At 71.4% G+C, this 17,337-nt stretch carries 19 protein-coding genes; 16 read left to right on the forward strand and 3 right to left on the reverse strand.

Annotated features, from left to right (window positions below):
• The first annotated feature begins 92 nt into the window (after window positions 1-92).
• The 4 genes from GH740_RS03965 to GH740_RS03980 all read left to right on the forward strand — a co-directional run bounded on the left by GH740_RS03965 (window position 93) and on the right by GH740_RS03980 (window position 4,355).
• Window positions 93-1,016, forward strand: a complete 924-nt coding sequence (locus tag GH740_RS03965; RefSeq protein WP_153744715.1) for a zinc ABC transporter substrate-binding protein — start codon at window positions 93-95, stop codon at window positions 1,014-1,016.
• A 59-nt stretch (window positions 1,017-1,075) separates the two neighbouring features.
• On the forward strand, window positions 1,076-1,897 hold the full coding sequence (locus GH740_RS03970; protein ID WP_367640569.1) for a metal ABC transporter ATP-binding protein: 822 nt from the start codon (window positions 1,076-1,078) through the stop codon (window positions 1,895-1,897).
• A complete protein-coding gene (locus tag GH740_RS03975) occupies window positions 1,894-2,754 on the forward strand; it encodes a metal ABC transporter permease (RefSeq protein ID WP_153744717.1) in 861 nt (286 codons plus the stop codon). Before GH740_RS03970 ends, GH740_RS03975 begins: the two co-directional genes overlap by 4 nt.
• A 68-nt stretch (window positions 2,755-2,822) precedes the next feature.
• On the forward strand, window positions 2,823-4,355 hold the full coding sequence (locus GH740_RS03980; protein WP_153744718.1) for a hypothetical protein: 1,533 nt from the start codon (window positions 2,823-2,825) through the stop codon (window positions 4,353-4,355).
• A 2-nt stretch (window positions 4,356-4,357) separates the two neighbouring features.
• Here the strand turns inward: GH740_RS03980 and GH740_RS03985 are convergent, their stop codons facing one another.
• Both GH740_RS03985 and GH740_RS03990 read right to left on the reverse strand, forming a co-directional pair.
• Window positions 4,358-5,290 (reverse strand): sensor histidine kinase KdpD, encoded by a 933-nt coding sequence (locus GH740_RS03985; RefSeq protein ID WP_153744719.1) that lies wholly within the window; start codon window positions 5,288-5,290, stop codon window positions 4,358-4,360.
• 83 nt (window positions 5,291-5,373) lie between these two features.
• Window positions 5,374-6,039, reverse strand: coding sequence for a response regulator transcription factor (locus GH740_RS03990; RefSeq protein ID WP_153744720.1), 666 nt, complete (start codon window positions 6,037-6,039; stop codon window positions 5,374-5,376).
• A 142-nt stretch (window positions 6,040-6,181) separates the two neighbouring features.
• Here GH740_RS03990 and GH740_RS03995 point away from each other — a divergent pair, with 142 nt between their 5' ends.
• The 6 genes from GH740_RS03995 to GH740_RS04020 all read left to right on the forward strand — a co-directional run bounded on the left by GH740_RS03995 (window position 6,182) and on the right by GH740_RS04020 (window position 11,755).
• Window positions 6,182-6,976, forward strand: coding sequence for a hypothetical protein (locus GH740_RS03995; RefSeq protein ID WP_216644894.1), 795 nt, complete (start codon window positions 6,182-6,184; stop codon window positions 6,974-6,976).
• Window positions 6,977-7,035: 59 nt separating this feature from the next.
• Window positions 7,036-7,785: an ABC transporter permease gene (locus GH740_RS04000; protein WP_367640572.1), complete on the forward strand. Its 750-nt coding sequence runs from the start codon at window positions 7,036-7,038 to the stop codon at window positions 7,783-7,785.
• A gap of 265 nt (window positions 7,786-8,050) precedes the next feature.
• Window positions 8,051-8,476, forward strand: coding sequence for a Fur family transcriptional regulator (locus GH740_RS04005; protein WP_153744721.1), 426 nt, complete (start codon window positions 8,051-8,053; stop codon window positions 8,474-8,476).
• 1 nt (window position 8,477) lies between these two features.
• Complete coding sequence (locus tag GH740_RS04010) at window positions 8,478-9,512, forward strand: permease (protein ID WP_367640574.1); 1,035 nt, start codon at window positions 8,478-8,480, stop codon at window positions 9,510-9,512.
• Entirely contained in the window at window positions 9,502-10,302 is an 801-nt protein-coding gene (locus GH740_RS04015; RefSeq protein WP_153744723.1) for a TIGR03943 family protein, read from the forward strand. Before GH740_RS04010 ends, GH740_RS04015 begins: the two co-directional genes overlap by 11 nt.
• Window positions 10,292-11,755, forward strand: coding sequence for a hypothetical protein (locus GH740_RS04020; RefSeq protein ID WP_153744724.1), 1,464 nt, complete (start codon window positions 10,292-10,294; stop codon window positions 11,753-11,755). The genes GH740_RS04015 and GH740_RS04020 overlap by 11 nt, the downstream gene beginning before the upstream one ends.
• Before the next feature lie 55 nt (window positions 11,756-11,810).
• Here GH740_RS04020 and GH740_RS04025 read toward each other — a convergent pair whose 3' ends face one another.
• The gene (locus tag GH740_RS04025; protein ID WP_153744725.1) at window positions 11,811-12,536 is read right to left on the reverse strand and encodes a GMP synthase; all 726 of its coding nucleotides are present in this window, start codon (window positions 12,534-12,536) and stop codon (window positions 11,811-11,813) included.
• Window positions 12,537-12,723: 187 nt separating this feature from the next.
• Between GH740_RS04025 and GH740_RS04030 the strand changes: the two genes are divergently transcribed.
• From GH740_RS04030 to GH740_RS04055, 6 genes are all read left to right on the forward strand, one after another.
• Window positions 12,724-13,431: a DNA-3-methyladenine glycosylase gene (locus GH740_RS04030; RefSeq protein ID WP_153744726.1), complete on the forward strand. Its 708-nt coding sequence runs from the start codon at window positions 12,724-12,726 to the stop codon at window positions 13,429-13,431.
• Between the two features lie 422 nt (window positions 13,432-13,853).
• Window positions 13,854-14,090 carry a 50S ribosomal protein L28 gene (gene rpmB / locus GH740_RS04035; protein WP_039402457.1) on the forward strand — a complete coding sequence of 79 codons (237 nt, stop codon included), beginning with the start codon at window positions 13,854-13,856 and terminating at the stop codon, window positions 14,088-14,090.
• Entirely contained in the window at window positions 14,090-14,260 is a 171-nt protein-coding gene (rpmG, locus tag GH740_RS04040; protein WP_153744727.1) for a 50S ribosomal protein L33, read from the forward strand. Before rpmB ends, rpmG begins: the two co-directional genes overlap by 1 nt.
• A 4-nt stretch (window positions 14,261-14,264) precedes the next feature.
• Complete coding sequence (rpsN, locus tag GH740_RS04045) at window positions 14,265-14,570, forward strand: 30S ribosomal protein S14 (protein WP_153744728.1); 306 nt, start codon at window positions 14,265-14,267, stop codon at window positions 14,568-14,570.
• Window positions 14,571-14,888: 318 nt separating this feature from the next.
• Window positions 14,889-15,176, forward strand: coding sequence for an HU family DNA-binding protein (locus tag GH740_RS04050; protein WP_153744729.1), 288 nt, complete (start codon window positions 14,889-14,891; stop codon window positions 15,174-15,176).
• A 105-nt stretch (window positions 15,177-15,281) separates the two neighbouring features.
• Complete coding sequence (locus GH740_RS04055; protein ID WP_367640579.1) at window positions 15,282-17,333, forward strand: cytochrome c oxidase assembly protein; 2,052 nt, start codon at window positions 15,282-15,284, stop codon at window positions 17,331-17,333.
• Window positions 17,334-17,337 lie beyond the last annotated feature (4 nt).

The raw sequence follows: 17,337 nt of genomic DNA on the forward strand, positions 1-17,337 counted from the left end.
TTTTACCGCATCCTCGTCCGTCAGATGCACTCTCGCCGGGAAGGGGAGCCGGCGTGGTGAGAACGGTTCTCATTAGGCGGTAGGGTGGGGTGATGAGAGCGCGGGGGATCGTCGTGGGGCTGGTCGCGGCATCCCTGCTCGCGCTCGCGGGATGCTCCGGGACGTCGGGGGATGCCGCGGACGGGCGGATCCGGGTCGTCGCGTCGACGAACGTGTACGGTGCCATCGCGGCGGCGGTCGGCGGCGACCGGGTCGAGGTCAGCTCGCTCATCGAGTCCGCCGCGCAGGACCCGCACGAGTACGAGGCCAGCGTCCGCGACCAGCTGCGCGTCGCCCGGGCCGATCTCGTGATCGCCAACGGCGGCGGCTTCGACCCGTTCATGGACGGACTTGTCCACGCGTCGCACACGACGGCAACAGTCATCACCGCCGCGACGCTGTCGCCCGAGTACCCGGCCGACGGCAACGCCCACGCCGACCACGACCATCCCGCCGGGTTCAACGAGCACGTCTTCTACGACCCCGCAGTGATGGCCACGCTCGCGCAGCGCATCGCCGCCGACCTCGGAGAGATCGACCCGGACGGACAGGCGGCCTTCACCGCCAACGCGACGACGTTCGCCGCCGGCGTCGACAGTATCGAGGCGAGCCTCGCGCGGTTGAAGGCCGCCCACGAGGGCACCGGCGTGTTCGTCACCGAGCCGCTGCCGCTGTACCTCACCGACGCCGCCGGACTCGAGGACAGGACGCCGCCCGCCTTCAGCGAGGCCGTCGAGGAGGGCCAGGATGTCGCTCCCTCCGTGCTGCTGCAGGCGCTGAAGACGATCTCGGCGAAGCACGTGGCGCTCGTGATAGTGAACGCGCAGGCGGGCGGGCCGGAGACGGACCGCGTCGCGCAGCAGGCGGTGGATGCCGGCATCCCGGTGCTGCGCTTCTCCGAGCTGCTGCCGGAGGGCAAGACATACCTGGCGTGGATGGACGAGAACGTCGCCCAGCTCGCCCGCGCGCTGGGCTGAGTGGCGCCGTCCGCGCGTGACGCGTAGGCATTGAGAACCGTTATCACTAAGGTGGACTGGTGGATTCCGAGCAGACCGGCGCTCCCCTCGTCGTCGAGCACGCCGCGCTGCGGCGCGGATCCCGTGTGCTCTGGTCCGGCCTCGACCTCACGGTGCGGCCCGGCGAGCTGATCGCGGTGCTCGGCCCGTCCGGCTCGGGAAAGACCACGCTGCTGCGCGCGATCCTGGGCCTGGACCGGCTCAGCGACGGCCGCATCGTCGCGCTCGGCGAGGACGTGCACCGTGCCGGCAGCCGCCGCATCGGCTACATCCCGCAGCAGCGCCCGCTCCCCCGGGACACCGCGATGCGCGCCCGCGACCTCGTGCAGCTGGGCGTGGACGGGCATCGCTTCGGCCTGCCGATCCCGCGCCGCGGCGACCGGGCCCGCGTCGACGGGCTGTTGGCGGCGGCGGGGGCGGCCGACTTCGCCGACCGCCCCGTCGGCATGCTCTCCGGCGGTGAGCAGCAGCGGCTGCGGGTCGCGCAGGCGCTCGCCGACGATCCGAAGCTGCTGCTGTGCGACGAGCCGCTGACGAGCCTCGACCTGGCCAACCAGGAAGCCGTCGTGCGGATGATCGACCGGCACCGCCGCGAGCGGCAGGCCGCGGTGCTGCTGGTCACGCACGACATCAACCCGGTGCTCGGCAAGGTCGACCGCATCCTCTACCTCGCCGGCGGGCGGTTCACGCTGGGCACCCCGCGCGACGTGCTGCGCAGCGACGTCCTCACCGACCTGTACGGCGCCGCCGTGTTCGTGATGCGCGCCGGTAACCGGCTCGTCGTCGTGGGCGCCCCGGATGCCGAGGAATCCCACCACCACCACGAAGGCGAGCACGAATGAGCTGGGGGGATGTCTGGAACGCGATGTTCGGCGGCGCCGCCGACTACGGCGACATCCTCGCGCTCGTGTCCAACTCGGTGTGGGCGGGCGCCGTGCTGGGCCTGGTCGGCGGGCTCATCGGCGTGTTCGTGATGCAGCGCGACATGGCGTTCGCCGTGCACGGCATCAGCGAGCTGTCGTTCGCGGGAGCGGCGGCCGCGCTGCTGGTGGGGATGGATGCCGTCACCGGCTCGATCATCGGGTCGATCATCGCCGCGGCCCTGATCGGGTGGCTGGGCGCCCGCGCGCGCGAGCGCAACTCGATCATCGGCGTGCTGATGCCGTTCGGGCTGGGCCTGGGCATCCTGTTCCTGTCCCTGTACCCCGGCCGCAGCGCGAACAGGTTCAGCCTGCTGACCGGCCAGATCGTCACGGTGCAGAATGCGCAACTGGGGTGGCTGATCCTCATCGGTGGCGTCGTGCTGGTGGGGCTGCTGCTGATGTGGCGCCCGCTGCGGTTCGACTCGCTCGACCCGCAGGCGGCCGCCGCGCGCGGTGTGCCGGTGCGCTGGGTGTCGCTGGGGTTCATGCTGCTGCTGGGCCTGATCGTGGCCGTCGCGGTGCACATCATCGGGGCGCTGCTGGTGATGGCGCTCGTGGTCACGCCCGCCGCGAGCGCGATGCGGGTGGCCGCCGGGCCCGTGGCGGTGCCGGCGCTCGCGGCGGCGTTCGGGTTCGTCGCGGCCGTCGGCGGCATCCTGCTCGCCGTGATGGGGGAGCTGCCGGTGAGCCCCTACATCACGACGATCTCGTTCGCGATCTACCTCGTCTGTCGCGCCGTCGGCGCGCGCCGCGACCGGGTGACGCGCGCGGTGTGACGGTGGCGGCGGCGTTTGCACTGCCGCATCTGAGACGTTCCTGAGAGGACGCGGCGCACGCTCGCGCCATGGTCATCTTCGACCGTGTCCCGCGCGTGGCCGCCGGCGCCGTCGCATCCCCTCGGCGGCGGCTGGCCCTGGCCGCGGCGGGGGTGGCCGCCGGCGCCGCGCTGCTCGCGATGGCCGGGTCGTGGATCCCGTCGCTGTGGGGCGATGAGGCGGCCAGCGTCCTGTCGGCCAGCCGGCCGGTGCCGAGCCTGCTCACGATGATCCTGCACATCGATATCGTGCACGCCGCGTACTACCTGGCCCTGCACGCCTGGGTGGGACTGTTCGGGTCGAGTCCGTTCTCGGTCCGATTCCCGTCGGCGCTCGCCATCGGGGTCTGCGCCGCGGCGATCACCTGGATGTGCGGCCGGGCCGCCACGCTGGGCTTCGGCGTGCTGGCGGGATCGCTGGCGGCGATCCTGCCGCGGCTGACCTACGCGGGGGAAGAGGCCCGGTCGTACGCGTTCGCCGCGGCACTTGCCGCGATCCTGTGTGCGCTTGTCGTCGAGATGGTGCTGCGCGGTCCGTCCCGCGGCCGGTGGATCGCCTACACCGTGGTGCTGACCGTCGCCATCTACGTGTTCCTGTATCTTGCCCTGCTGACCCTCGCGGTGGGGGCGGCAGTCGCGGTGATCCCGGTCCTGCGGTCGCAGGTGCGCCGCTGGATTCTGGCGTCGGCCGCGGCATCCGTCCTCGCCCTCCCGCTGGTCGCGGTGGCTGTCACGCAGATTGCGCAGATCGGCTATCTCCGGAAGGGGGATCCCGCGGGACCCGCCCCGGTGCTCGTCCAGATGTGGTTCTCCACTCCGGTGTTCGCGGTGATCGCCTGGTCGCTCATCGGCGTCGCTGCTGCCGGCCTCACCCGGGACGTCGTCGTGCGGCACTCCCCTGTGGGCCCGATCGCCGCACTGGAGATCCTGGCGCTGTGCTGGCTGATCATCCCGATGGGCATCCTCATCGCGGCGGCCCCGATCATGGCCGGGTACACCGCGCGCTATGGCACGTACGCCGCGCCCGCCGCCGCCGTGCTGATGGCCTCAGGCATCCGCCGGCTCGCGCAGCTTCCGCTCCGCCGCGGCGCCGGTCCCGTGATCGCCACGGTCGCGGTCACGGCCGTGGTCGCCGCCGCGGCTCCGGTGTGGGCGTCCCAGCGGACCCCGTTCGCGAAGAATCAGTCGGACTGGGACCAGATCGCGGAGGTTATCGGGAGCCGGGCTCGCCCCGGCGACGCAATCGTCTTCGACGACGGCACCCGCCCGTCCCGGCGCCCCCGGCTGGCGATGGACACGGATCCCGCCCCGTTCGCCGTCGTCAACGATGTCACCCTGGCCGTGCCGTACCCGAACCAGGACACGTGGTACGACGCCACGATGCCGGTGGATGTCGCGGCCCGCGACGGTCGGTTCGACGGCGTGCGCCGAGTATGGCTGGTCGAGTACCGGATCGGCGACGCCGTCGACACGTGGGGCGTCGCCGCACTGCACCGCCTCGGCTTCCGTGAGCGCCAGCAGATCCTCGACCACCGCAGCGTCATTGCGCTGTACACGCCGTGAGCTCATCCGCGCCTCGCCCGGGGCAGGGCGATGGTGATGGTGGTCCCGGCCGGCGAGGTGTCGGTCACCTCCACCCAGCCGCCGGCCCGGCCGGCGGTGTCCTGCACGAGGGACAGCCCGATCCCGAACCCGGGGCGGCTCCCGGCACCGGGGCTGCCGGGGATGGGTCCGCCGGCATGCGCGAACCGGTCGAAGACCCGCTCGGGCGGGATGCCGCGGATGCCGGGTCCGTGATCGCGGACGGCGATCCGCACCCGCGAGCGTTCGGCGACCACGGTGACCTCCACCGCCTGACCGGCGGTGGAGTTCTTCACGGCGTTGTCGATCACGGCGACCAGGGCGCGCTGCAGGCTGGTCTCGGGCACCGGAACCCGCACGTCCGGCGCGACCGCGCCCGCGGTGACGCGCACGCCCCGGTCCTGTCCGAGCATCCGCATCGACGACACCACCACCTCGATGATCGGCGCGAGTTCGACGGGAGGCTGCCGGCCGGGCGAGGCGACGTCGACCGCGTCGAGCAGATCGGCCACGACCGCGATCAGCGCGCGCGAGTCCGCGCGCAGCTCACCAACGATCCGGCGATGAGCGTCCTGTGGGGCCAGCGACCGCTCGAGCACCTGCAGCCGCGCATCGAGCACCGCCAGCGGGGTGCGCAGCTCGTGCGAGGCATCGGCGACGAAGCGGCGCTGCCGTGCCAGCGCATCCACGAGCGGGGCGACAACGCGCCGCGTGGCGACGAGGCTCAGGGCACACGCGAGAACTATCGCGATCAGCCCGATCACGACGATCCCGGTCAGGGCGTCAAGGCCTCCGACATCGATGAACTCCTCGTGGTGTCGCCGATCCAGCAGGTGGGACAGCGGGATCTGGCCGAGCACTATCGAGGACGCGGCCACCAGCACGGCGACCACCAGCACGGTCGCGGCGACGGTCATCCACGCACCCACCCGCCATGCGGTCCGCCGAACCAGCCGGGCGTCCGCGTCCAGGCGGGCATGTCCCCGTGGGCGCGTCGTCGTCACAGCATTCCCAGCCGGTAGCCCCGACCGCGCACGGTCGTGATGATGTCGCGGTCTGTCTTGCGCCGTACATAGTGCACGTACGTGTCGACCGTGCCGGGAGTGTCCGTCGCGTCGAAGACGGCGGCGAGGATCTCTCCCCGACTGAACGTCCGGCGCGGGTGCAGTGCGAGCAGTCGCAGCAGGTCGCTTTCGCGATCGGTGAGGATCGCGCGGCCGTCATAGGGCGAGTAGATCGCCCGCGACTCGGGGTAGAACTCCCAGGTGCCGATGCGCACGAACGGTCCTTCGTCGTCGTCCGCCCGGCGGATGGCCCGCAGCCGGGCGAACAGCTCGTCGAAGTCGAATGGCTTGACCAGATAGTCGTTTGCTCCGGCATCCAGCCCGCTCACCTTGTCCTGTACGGTGTCCAGCGCCGTCAGGATCAGCGCGGGGGTGCGTACGCCGGCACGGCGCAGGTGCTGGACGATCTGCAGACCGTCCAGCCCGGGGAGACGCCGATCGATCACGGCGACGTCGAACATCCGCTCCATGGCGGCCGCGAGCGCGTCTGCGCCATCGGGGATGAGGGCGACGTCGTAGACCTCCTCGAGCACCTGCGCCATGAGCGGGCCGAGCTGCGGGTCGTCCTCGGCGAGCAGCATCCGCGGCCGGTCACCGGTCATCGCGTGGATCCCATCACGGTCGTCCTCCCCGAGCACGTGCGCGGCTCCTGTCAGAAAGATACGTCCGACCTCGCGCGCGCGTCATCGGGCCGATGCCGATCGCTGGGCGATTTCTTAGTCCGCGGCGTCCAGTCTCGTCGTCGTGAGCGCGCGGATTCCTGTGGCCCGACCGGTGATCCGAGTAGCCGTCCCCTCGGTGGTGTTCTGGGTCACGAAGGGCGTGTCCACCGCGCTGGGCGAGGCGCTCTCGGACTTCTCGATCCATGTGATGCCACCGGTCGTGGCGGTGCTGCTCGGATTCGCGCTGTTCGTCGGTGCCCTCGTCCTGCAGCTGACCCGGCGCCGGTACGTCGCCGGGATCTACTGGCTGACGGTCGCGATGGTGGGGGTGTTCGGGACGATGGCGGCCGATGTGGTGCACGTCGTGCTCGGGGCGCCCTATGCCGTGTCCGCCATCGCGTATGCCGTGCTGCTGGCGCTGGTCTTCGCCGGTTGGCGGGCGATCGAGCGCACCCTTGACGTGCACGAGATCACCACGACCCGCCGCGAGCTGTTCTATTGGGCGGCCGTCGTGGGAACGTTTGCGATGGGCACCGCCGTGGGCGACCTGACCGCCGTCGGACTCGGGCTCGGCTACGCCCCGTCGATGGCGCTGTTCGCATTGCTGATCCTCATCCCGGCGTTCGGATACCGCCTGCTGCACTGGAATGGCGTGTTCGCGTTCTGGTTCGCGTATGTGCTGACCCGTCCGCTCGGCGCGTCGCTCGCGGATTGGCTGGGCAAGCCCGTCGGCGAGGGCGGGGTCGGCCTGGGCGCAGGCTGGGTATCGCTCGGGTTCGCGGCGGTGATGCTGGGTCTGGTGGTGTCGGCCGGCCTGCGTGCGCCGGCGGGCGCGGTCCTTCCAAAGACGGCATCCGCGATCCCGCCGCAGCCGTGACCGGTATCCGCGTTCCGAACGGCGTCGCCGATGTGCGGCCGCGGTTTTAGGCTCGCGGTGTGAACATCCCGCCCGACATCGCCCCGACGCTCATCGGCGTCGCGGTGCTGGCCGCGGTCACCACCGGGGTGCTCTTCGCGTTCCGGGTGCCGGGGGTGTGGTCGCCACTGCTGGCGATAGTGCGCGGAGCGGTCCAGCTCGCGGTGATCAGCGTCATCCTCACCGGGATCATCTCGGAACCGGGGTGGATCGCCCTCGCGCTGTGCGTGATGTTCGCCATCGCGGCGTCGGTGGCGACCGGGCGGGTGGGCTGGTCGCGGCGGTCGGCGCTCATGATGAGCACGGCGATCGCCAGCGGCATCCTGCTGTCCGGGGTCATCGTGTTCGGCACCGGGGCGCTCGAGCTCACCCCGCGCTATGCGCTGGCGATCGGCGCGATCATCATCGGCAACGCGATGACGATCGCGACCCTGACCGGGCGGATGCTCACCACCTCGGTCGTCGACCACTGGGACGAGGTGGAGGGGTGGCTCGCCCTGGGGGCGACCCCGCGGCAGTCGACGATCCAGCTGGCCCGCCGTGCGGTGCGCGATGCGCTGGTTCCGACGATCGACCAGACCCGCACGACGGGGCTCGTGGTGCTGCCCGGTGCGTTCGTGGGCGCTATCTTCGGCGGCATCTCGCCGCTGGAGGCCGGTCGGTTCCAGATCGTCGTGCTGGGCGGGATCATGGCCGCCGGCGCGCTGACCGCCGTGCTCGTGGCCACGTGGATGGGCGACGTCCGGGTCAAGCCCGCGCCCGTGCGGTGAGGGATGCCGCGCCGCTCGCGTCGATTTGCCGTCCCGTTGTGTCACTTCGGCGCGCCGAGGCGACAGTGCGGGACGGGGGGTTGCCACCCCCTGGGGATTGCGGTCCCATGGTGTCGCGTCATCGCGGGGAAGCGACATCATGGGACGGGGATGCCGCCCGGCAGCGATCCGCGCCCGGCAGCCGCGACAGGTCCGCGCCCGGCAGCCGCGACAGGTGCGCGCCCCTCCCAGGTCTCGTTACGGTGGCCCGACCTAGACTCGAGGCATGGCGCAGCGGAACACCTGGCAGCGGGAGCGCGTGCGCGAAGCCCTGACCGATGCGGCCGGCTTCGTCAGCGCGCAGTCCCTGCATGCGACCCTGCGCGACGAGAACACGGGCATCGGACTGGCCACCGTCTACCGCGCGCTCGCCGACATGGCATCGCTGGGCGACGCCGACTCCCTGCAGAGCCCGGAGGGCGAGAGCCTGTACCGGGCGTGCACGAGCCCCGGCCACCACCACCACCTGATCTGCCGCTCGTGCGGACTGACCGTCGAGATCGCCGCGCCCGACGTGGAGGTGTGGGCACGCGCCACCGCCGCGAGCCACGGGTTCACTCAGGCCGAGCATGTCGTGGACGTCTTCGGTCTCTGCCCCGACTGCACGGCCCGTCGCCAGACGACCGAGCGTGACCGCCGAGGCGCGAGCTGACGTGACGCGGACACAGGACCGGGCATCCGGTGCCCGCCTGCGGCTCGCGACCGCCCGAAGCCCGCGGCGCGCTGTCGCGCTCGGCCTCGGCGCTGCGGCGATCGCCGCGCTGTTCGCGATCGACGCTCTCGTCCCGGGCCTGATGCCGGGCGTCCCGAACCGCGCTCAGGACGCCCTCACCCTCGCGCTGAGCGTGCTCATCGAGTCCCTGCCGTTCATCGCACTCGGGGTCGTGCTGTCGATCGTGGTGCAGGTGTGGATCCCGCCCGGGGCGATCGAGCGATGGATGCCGCGGCGCGCATGGGCGCGCCGGGCGGTGCTGTCGCTGCTGGGCATGGTCATCCCGGTGTGCGAGTGCGGCAACGTGCCGTTCGCACGCGGCCTGCTGATGCGCGGGTTCACGGTGCCCGAGACGCTGACGTTCCTCATCGCGGCGCCCATCGTCAACCCGATCGTCATCATCACGACCCATCAGGCGTTCGGATTCGGCGACGGGATCCTTGTCGCGCGGCTCGTGGGCGGATACCTGATCGCGAACCTCATCGGCTGGATCTACAGCCGCCACCCCGACCCGGACGGCCTGCTCACCGAGCGGTTCCGCGACACGTGCGAGCTCGTCACGCACGAGCCCGGCGACCGGTGGCGGCGCAGCCTCGCCCAGTTCGTCGTCGAGCTGCGGGCCGTGATGCCGGCGCTGATCATCGGCTCGGCCGTCGCGGGCGCGGTGCAGGTGCTCGTCCCGCGCGATGCACTGCTGGCCATCGGCTCGAACCCCGTGTTCTCGATCGTGGCGATGGTGATGCTCGCCATGATCGTGTCGATCTGCTCGAACGTCGACTCGTTCTTCGCGCTGTCGTTCGCCTCGACGTTCACGCCCGGGTCGATCGTCGCGTTCTTGCTGGTCGGCCCGCTCGTCGACGTCAAGATGCTCGCGCTGCTGCGGACCACGTTCACGGCGCGGGTCCTCGCCGGCATGGTGGTCACCGTGGTGCTGGCGGCGTTCGCGATCGCGGTGGGGGTGAACCTTGTCGCGTAGCGCGGGGGCCTGGAACCGCTGGCTCGGAGTCGGGCTCGCGTCGTGCCTGGCCGTCGTCACTCTCGGGCTCGCGCTGACCGGGCGTCTCGCCCTGTACATCAACCCCTCGTCGAACTGGTTCGCGATCCCGATGGCCGTCTTGCTGCTGGTGGGCGCGGGGGCGAGCTTCCTCCTGCCGCTCGGCGCCGAGGAGGATCACGGCCACGATCACGGCGGCGCGCACGACCACGCCCCGGCAGGCGCGGTGCGCCGAGACCGGACGATCCCGTCGAGTCCACACGCCGCGCCCCGCGCGGGCGCCGTGATCACCGCGACCGGCGGGGTCCTGGCATCCGCGGTCTCGCTGTCGGTGCTCCTGCTGCCGCCGGCGGCCCTGTCGGCCGAGATCGCGCAGACCCGGGACGTCGGGGCGGCGCCGCTGTTCGCGGGCGCCGACATCCTGAATCTCGCCACTCACGGCGATACCGCCGCGTTCGGCGTCGGCGACTGGGCGAGCGTGTTCGCCACGGCCACGAACCCCGACGCGTTCGACGGTGACGCCGTGACGCTCACCGGCTTCGTCACCCCCGGCGAGAGCGGCGCGTTCGACCTCACCCGCCTGGTGATCACGCACTGCGTCATCGACGCGCAGCCGGCGAGCGTCCCGATCGCGGTCGCCGACGGGCGGCTGGCGACGGGGACCTGGGTCGAGGTGATCGGCACTGTGAAGTCCACGGCATCCGGGGCGCTGCAGATCGCGGCGACGAGCGTGAAGCCGATCCCCCAGCCCAAGGATCCGTATGAGTACTGACGCCGGCACCCGTCGCGGCGCGTCCCGGCGCCGACGCGGGCGGCTGTTCGCCGCCACGTTCGCGGGCGTCGTCGGCGTGCTCGCGGTGCTGGGCCTGGCCGGCGCGGCTGCCAGCGGTGTGCAGGGGCCGCGCGTCACCACCGTGCAGATGGATCCGGATGCCGCCGCCACCGCGTCCGGCGCCCGGCTCATCGTCACGATGAACCAGTCGCTGCACGCGATCCGGTCCGCGCAGGTGACGGTCACCCCCGACGCCGAGTTCACGGTGGACACCGCCGGTCGCGTGATGGGCGTCCGGTTCACCCTGCCGCTGCACGACGACACCGAGTACACGGTCCGCTTCACCGGCGTCACCGGGCTCGGCGGCGGCCCCGCCGCGACAGTGACCGAGCGGTTCCGCACCCCGAAGCTGCGGGTGTTCCTGCTGCAGCGGGGCGACGGTGAGGACCGGATCCTGCACACCGATCTGCACGGCGCCGATCCCGAGCCGGTGTTCCAGCACGCGCACATCGAGGACTTCCGCGCGACCAGCGGGCACCTCGTCGTCTCGACACTCGACGACCGCGGAAAGGCCGCGCTCGTGGTCACAGACCTCGAGGGGCGGCACCGCCGCGACCTGCCGCTTCCGGGCGACGGCACGGTCGCGTCGCTGCAGAGCGCCGACCGCGGCGAGCTCATCGGCTACACCTACTCGGACGCGAACCTCGGCCAGCCCGGTGCCCGCGAGAGCCGGCTCTACACCGCGTCGCTGAAGGACTCGGCCGCACGCGCCGAGCCCACGGCGGTGGCCGTCACCGGCAAAGAGCAGCGGGTCGCCGACTGGCACTTCGTGCCCGACAGCGACAGCATCCTGGTCCTCACCTACGAGGGACGGATGCTGCTGAGCAGCGCATCGGGCGAGGGTGCGGCGGATCTCGGCACCGGCGTCGCCATCGACGGCATCGGCCGGGGCTCGTCGGTGGCGGTCGTGGAGCGCGCCGACGGCATGGTGGCCGTCGACCTCACCGACGGGTCGCAGCAGCCTCTCGTGACCGCTCGGGCCGGTGCTCGGCCCGTGCCGGGCCGGATGGGCGTGGTGGTCCCCGCCCCGGGCAGGGCAGGAGGCTCGGTGCGCCCCTACACCGTGCTCGACGTCGCCGGCGGCAGCGGCGCGGGCGAGGGCGTGCCGGAGGGGACCACGGTGTACCGCGTGGCGGCGGACGGCGCGGCGGTACCGGTCTTCGACATCCCGCCGACGACCGCCATCCTGCAGACGTGCGTGTCGCCGAGCGGCCAGTACGCCGCGGTGTCCGTCGCTCCAGACACCGTTTCGAACCCGTACGACCGGTACCTGCTGCCCATGCCGACCCGGGTGGTCACCCACGTGATCGCGCTGGCCGAGGGCCGCCAGGTGCACGCCTTCAGTGGATTCGGCATCTCTTGGTGCCAGGTTCCGCCCCCACTCGGCCAGTGATCGCGCCCGCGTCAGCCTGGTGCCCGCGGCGCGTTCGATCCGCGTCCCGACGGCGTCAGGCGCCGAGACGGGCGAACGCACGCAGCATCCGCCCCGGCTCGGTGACGGATGCCGCCAGCACTCGCTGTGCGATCTCGGCATACTCCGCGGCGGCGAAATACCCGCCGTCGCGGTAGAACGCCATCCGCTCGGTGAACGGCAGCGGCGTCGACTCCGGGTGGAACTGCGTCGCGTACAGGCGCTGGCCGACGCGGTACGCCTGCACCGGGCACGCCTCGTTCGTGGCCAGGAGCACGGCCGACGGCGGCGCCTCGCCCGAGCCCTCCTTGTGCGCCGACAGGGCTGTGAACCGTGTTGGCAGCGCGCCGAGGATCGGGTCGCCCGCGGCCGCATCCGTGAGCCGCACCTCGGTGGGCCCCGTCGGCTCGGGATACGCGCGGCTCACGGTTCCTCCCAGCATCCGGGTCACCACACCGATCCCGTAGCACGTGAACAGCGCGCTCACCCGGGCGTCGACGGCTGCCCCGGCGACGCGCTCGAGATCGGCCTCGACCCGCTGCTGGATGCCGGACTTGTCCTGGTCCCGATCGGACACGTTGAACGGACTGCCGCCCACGAGGAACCCCGACCAGCGCTCGAACGCGTCCGCGGGCAGCGGTTCGCGGGTGAGATCGAGCATCTCCAGCTGCTCCTGGTCGAGCTGCGCCCCCGCGCGGAACGACGCGGATTCGGCGCGGGCCGCCTCCGCCTCGGGGCGCACGCACAGATAGACGAGCGGCATGGCGCGATTCTAGGCGCCGACCCACCGCGAGACGCCGGTGCCCTGCCGGAATGGCGGTCCCGTGCTGTCGCGTCGGGGCCGGGATGCGGCATCCCGGGACGGAAAGTCCCCGCCTTGCCCCGCGCACCCCGCCACCCGCGGCGTATCGTGGAGCCAGGCGCCGGCCCGCACGCGCCGCCCGCACGACATGACAGACACGACATCCGACGCCCCGGCGACCACATCCCTGCGCCCGGCCACCCGCACTGAACTCTTGGCGCTGCCTGTCGACGTCGCGCCGCGCCTGCTCGGCGGAGTGCTCACGGTGACCGTCGACGGCGAGACCGTCGCCCTGCGGATCACCGAGGTCGAGGCCTACCACGGCAAGGGCACCGGACCGGTTCCGGACCCGGGCTCGCACGCCCGCATGGGCTACACGAAACGCAACGCCACGATGTGGGGCGATCCCGGCCACCTCTACGTCTACCTGAGCCACGGGATCCACTCCTGCGCCAACGTCGTCTGCGGGCCGCAGGGTGAGGCCGGCGGAATCCTGCTGCGCGCCGGCGAGATCGTCGACGGCCTCGACATCGCCCGCCGACGCCGCCCCGCCGCGCGCACCGACCGCGAACTGGCCCGCGGTCCGGGCCGGCTCGGGGATGCCATGGGCCTGCGCCATGCGCTGCACGACGGCATCGATGTCGTCGACCCGACGCCGTTCGGCGGCGCCGTCGCGTCCCTGCAGCTGCCCTCGATCCCGCTGGAGACGGTGGCATCCGGTCCCCGCGTCGGCATCGCCGGTCTGGCCGGAACCGACGCGTTTCCGTGGCGCTACTGGGTCCCCGGCGACCGCTCCGTGTCGCCGTTCCGCTGGGGTCGCGGAGCCGCCGAGGCGGCGCTTGCCGCACGGACGTGACATCCCCAGCGAACTGGACTAAGGTCGGCCGGACTACCGCCAGCTGTGAAAGGGGAAGCGAGTATCACCATGGCTGATAAGAGCAACGCCAAGAAGGCCCCGCAGGCCAGTCTCAAGGAGAAGCGCGCGCAGAAGAAGGAGCGCGCGCAGGAGTCCACGGTCAAGGCGCGCAAGCGCTGATCGATTGCGCGGGATGCCTCGCGTCGGCCAGTGGGACGGCCGAGGCGGGGTTCCCGCCCGCCCCTCCGTCCAGCCGGCACGCCCCGCCGTGCTAAACTGACTCCTTGTCTGCGCGCACTCCAGCGTGCAGTTCGCGCCCCATCCTCGATCGTCGACCGGAAACGGTCGGGTTCGTGCTGGAGTGCAGACAAGGGATCTTGGGTGGCGCCGTCCGGCGTCACGGTACAGAGGGAGACATCACCATGGCTGCAGTGTGCCAGGTGACCGGCGCGGTTCCCGGCTTCGGTCACAACATCTCGCACTCGCACCGTCGGACGAAGCGCCGCTTCGACCCGAACGTGCAGAAGAAGACCTACTTCGTCCCGTCGCTGGGTCGTAAGGTCACCCTGAACGTGTCCGCCAAGGGCATCAAGGTGATCGACGCGCGCGGCATCGAGTCGGTCGTGAAGGACCTGATCGCGAAGGGTGTGAAGCTCTGATGGCCAAGAAGGCTCAGGACGTCCGTCCGATCATCAAGCTGCGTTCGACCGCGGGCACGGGGTACACCTACGTGACCAAGAAGAACCGCCGCAACAACCCCGACCGCATCGTGCTGAAGAAGTACGACCCCATCGTGCGCAAGCACGTCGACTTCCGAGAGGAGCGCTGATCGCATGGCGAAGAAGAGCAAGATCGCGCGCAACAACCAGCGCGCAGAGGTCGTGGCCCGCTACGCCGAGAAGCGCGCTCAGCTGAAGAAGCAGCTCATCGACCCGAACGCGAGCGACGAGGAGCGCGAGGCCGCCCGCGTCGGCCTGCAGAAGCTCCCGCGCGACGCGTCGCCGGTGCGCCTGCGCAACCGCGATGTCATCGACGGCCGCCCGCGCGGCCACCTGTCGAAGTTCGGCATCTCGCGCGTGCGCTTCCGCGACATGGCGCACCGTGGCGAGCTGCCCGGCGTGACCAAGTCGAGCTGGTAAGCACCACTCATCCGGATGGCCGGAGTCCCTCGGGGGCTCCGGCCATCCGTGTCTGCGCACGGCGGCAGCCTGCCGCCTCGTTCGTCCGGCCGCGAGGGCTCAGAGCAAGGCGCTGGTGGACCCGGATGCCACTCCCGTCACATCCGTCACAGAATAGGCCGCGACACGCCGGTGAAGATCGCGCCGGACGCCGGGAAATCCGCGTGATTCCGCGGATTCTTGGTACATTCGTCGCGGTCGATCCGACCAGCCGGGGGGCACACCGTCCTTCGGTCCGCACAGAACGACGGCGGTCCGCCGTCTGGAGGACACACCCACATGGCTGACAAGTCCATCACCAAGACCGAACTCGTTGCGAGCATCGCCAGCGCGACCGGCCAGAGCCAGGCCGTCGTCTCGGGCGTCCTCGACTCCCTCTTCTCTACCGTCTCCGCGGCCGTCGCCAAGGGCAGCAAGGTCTCGATCCCCGGCTGGATCGCGTTCGAGCAGGTCGCCACGGCCGCCCGCACCGGCCGCAACCCGCAGACCGGCGCCGAGATCAAGATCCCGGCCGGCAAGCGCGTCAAGGTGACCGCGGGCTCCAAGCTCAAGGCCGCCGTCAAGTAACGCCGAGGACCACCTCGTCGAGAGGGGGATGCCGCACCAGCGGCATCCCCCTCTCGACACTGCGCAGCCTCGCCCCGCAGGGTCGAACCCGCTTAGGCTTGAAGGGTGATCCCCACTCCCGCGCCCCGGGGCGCTGCCGCGCCGCGCGGCGCGTCGGAGCGTGCGGTCCCCTCCCGCTCGCTCCGGGCCGTCGGTCCCGCGCTCCTGGTCGTGGCCGCGCTGGTCACGGCGGTCTGGGCGCTCGCGTACGGCGGAGGAGCGGCGCCGCTGCAGCTCGGCGATCCCGGTCCCGCCGTCCGGTGGGGGCTGCCCCTGGTCACGCTGGTCGTGAACCTCTCCGCCGCGGGCATGTGCGGCAGCCTCGTGGTCGCCCTTTTCGCCCTGCGTGCGGGGGAGAAGCCGTTCGACCTGGCACTGGTCACGGCATCCATCTCCGCCGCCGTGTTCACGGTCGCGGCGGGGATCACCGGGTTCCTCACGTTCGTGCTCACGTTCAATCCGACGGTGGGCCTGGACAACACGTTCGGGTCGCAGTTGGGCAGCTGGCTGACGACGACCGAGTCCGGCCGCACCTGGCTGATCACGACGCTCGCCGGCGCCGTCATCACCGTGGCGGCGTTCGCGGTACGGGGCTGGACGGCGACGCTGGTGCTCGGGATGCTCGCGCTCGCCTCGCTCATCCCGATGGGCACGCAGGGCCACTCCGGGGAGCTCGCCTCGCACGACGTCGCGGTCACCGCGATGATCCTGCACATGATCGGCGCCGCCGTATGGCTGGGCGGGCTCGTGCTGATAGTGCTGATCCGTCCCGCGATGGACCGCGCCGGCATCGCCGACGTGCTCTCGCGGTATTCCTCGATCGCCCTCGTCGCGTTCGTCGTCGTCGGCGTCTCGGGCATCGCCCGCGCGATGGTGGGCCTGGGCGGGTGGGATGCCCTCGCCTCCGGCTACGGCACGCTGGTGGTCGTCAAGGCCGCCGCACTGATAGTGCTCGGCATGTTCGGCGCGCTGTACCGCACGCGCCTCATCGCCGGGATGACGAAGGATGGTGGGGCGCGGCGCTTCTGGTCGTTCGTCGTCGCCGAACTGGTGATCATGGGCGTCGCCAGCGGCGCCGCGGTCGCCCTGGCCCGCACGCCCCCGCCGACCGGCTCCCAAGTGCCGCTGTCGCAGACGCCGGCCGAGATCCTCACCCAGTCGCCGCTGCCGCCCGAGCTGACGATAGTGCGGTGGTTCACCGAGTGGGATATCGACCTGCTGTGGCTGGTGGTCTGCGCGTTCGGCCTCTTCTTCTACCTCGCCGGCGTGCGGCGGCTGCGTCGCCGCGGCGACCGGTGGCCGATCCTGCGCACCGTGTCCTGGACCGCCGGGATGCTGCTGCTGTTCTGGGTCACCTGCGGGCCCATCAACGCCTACCAGGACTACATGTTCAGCGTGCACATGGTCGGCCACATGCTGCTGAACATGGCGATCCCGGTGCTGCTCGTGCCCGGGGCTCCGGTCACGCTCGCGCTGCGGGCGATAGCGAAGCGGCACGACGACACCCGCGGGGCGCGGGAGTGGATCATGTGGGCCGTGCACACACCGTACGCGCGGGTGATCACCAACCCGGTCGTGGCGGCCGTGATCTTCGGCGTCTCGCTGTGGGTGTTCTACTTCACCGACCTGTTCCGCTGGGCGATGACCGACCACCTCGGCCACGAGTGGATGATCGTCCACTTCCTCATCGCCGGATACCTGTTCGTGCAGTCCCTGGTCGGCATCGACCCGGTGCCGTACCGGCTGCCGCACTCAATGCGCCTGGTGATCCTCATCCTCGTGATGGCCACGCACGCATTCTTCGGCATCACGATCATGATGCAGTCCGGTCTCATGCTCGCCGACTGGTTCGGCGCCATGGGCCGCACCTGGGGCGCGACGCCGATGATGGACCAGTACGTCGGCGGCGGCGCGGCCTGGTCGATCGGCGAGCTGCCGACCCTGATCCTGTCGATCGTCGTGGGCGTGCAGTGGAGCCAGAGCGACGCGCGCGCCGAGCGGCGCCGGGATCGCCACGCCGACCGCACCGGCGACGCGGAGCTCGTCGCGTACAACGCGAAGCTCGCCGCCCTTGCCGACCGCGACGCGCGCGACGCGGACCGCGGCGCCCGGATCTGACCCG

Source organism: Microbacterium sp. SYP-A9085, from assembly GCF_009649635.1.
GTDB lineage: Bacteria > Actinomycetota > Actinomycetes > Actinomycetales > Microbacteriaceae > Microbacterium.

What these genes read in the sequence shown, in the direction of transcription:
- GH740_RS03965 (WP_153744715.1), top strand. Translation starts at nt 93, where the DNA reads ATGAGAGCGCGGGGGATCGTCGTGGGGCTGGTCGCGGCATCCCTGCTC.
- GH740_RS03975 (WP_153744717.1), top strand. Translation starts at nt 1,894, where the DNA reads ATGAGCTGGGGGGATGTCTGGAACGCGATGTTCGGCGGCGCCGCCGAC.
- GH740_RS03980 (WP_153744718.1), top strand. Translation starts at nt 2,823, where the DNA reads ATGGTCATCTTCGACCGTGTCCCGCGCGTGGCCGCCGGCGCCGTCGCA.
- GH740_RS03985 (WP_153744719.1), bottom strand. Translation starts at nt 5,290, where the DNA reads ATGACCGTCGCCGCGACCGTGCTGGTGGTCGCCGTGCTGGTGGCCGCG.
- GH740_RS03990 (WP_153744720.1), bottom strand. Translation starts at nt 6,039, where the DNA reads ATGACCGGTGACCGGCCGCGGATGCTGCTCGCCGAGGACGACCCGCAG.
- GH740_RS04005 (WP_153744721.1), top strand. Translation starts at nt 8,051, where the DNA reads ATGGCGCAGCGGAACACCTGGCAGCGGGAGCGCGTGCGCGAAGCCCTG.
- GH740_RS04020 (WP_153744724.1), top strand. Translation starts at nt 10,292, where the DNA reads ATGAGTACTGACGCCGGCACCCGTCGCGGCGCGTCCCGGCGCCGACGC.
- GH740_RS04025 (WP_153744725.1), bottom strand. Translation starts at nt 12,536, where the DNA reads ATGCCGCTCGTCTATCTGTGCGTGCGCCCCGAGGCGGAGGCGGCCCGC.
- GH740_RS04030 (WP_153744726.1), top strand. Translation starts at nt 12,724, where the DNA reads ATGACAGACACGACATCCGACGCCCCGGCGACCACATCCCTGCGCCCG.
- rpmB (WP_039402457.1), top strand. Translation starts at nt 13,854, where the DNA reads ATGGCTGCAGTGTGCCAGGTGACCGGCGCGGTTCCCGGCTTCGGTCAC.
- rpmG (WP_153744727.1), top strand. Translation starts at nt 14,090, where the DNA reads ATGGCCAAGAAGGCTCAGGACGTCCGTCCGATCATCAAGCTGCGTTCG.
- rpsN (WP_153744728.1), top strand. Translation starts at nt 14,265, where the DNA reads ATGGCGAAGAAGAGCAAGATCGCGCGCAACAACCAGCGCGCAGAGGTC.
- GH740_RS04050 (WP_153744729.1), top strand. Translation starts at nt 14,889, where the DNA reads ATGGCTGACAAGTCCATCACCAAGACCGAACTCGTTGCGAGCATCGCC.